Raw genomic sequence first — 402 nt, forward strand, 5'->3', positions numbered from 1 at the left:
GTGCCACCGATAAAACGCTGTCGATTGTTAAATTCGAATTTTGGCGTTTTTCCCCAATTCCAATCCCAAGTAGAAAATTTATTATTACGCAATTCCTGAACACGCCTTAAATCATGTTGTTCTAATTTTAATTCGCTATCACCATCGGCGAGTTCCTTTGTTAATTGATTTTTTAAATCCAAAATTGTAAATTCTTCTGGAAGCGAATCCTTTATCAAGCCAACACGACTTTTTACGGATTTGGCCGCTTTCGAAATAAATTTATCTTTCGATGGCGTCAAAACCCGGCTCATAACCTCTGTATTGATATCAAACAAGATAGTTCCGAGAAGCAACAGGCGCCCATAGGCCTACCGTTGAGCATAACCTGAAACTTTTCTGACAATGATAACTAAATCGTTT

At 37.8% G+C, this 402-nt stretch carries 1 protein-coding gene; it reads right to left on the bottom strand.

The annotated features are described in order from the left end of the window. A partial coding sequence (locus KH893_RS12730; protein WP_427860465.1) for a lipoate--protein ligase family protein occupies nt 1-317 on the bottom strand: 317 nt, incomplete at its 3' end. Between the last annotated feature and the right edge of the window lie 85 nt (nt 318-402).

This window comes from Liquorilactobacillus sicerae, from assembly GCF_029916425.1.
GTDB classification, from domain to species: domain Bacteria; phylum Bacillota; class Bacilli; order Lactobacillales; family Lactobacillaceae; genus Liquorilactobacillus; species Liquorilactobacillus sicerae.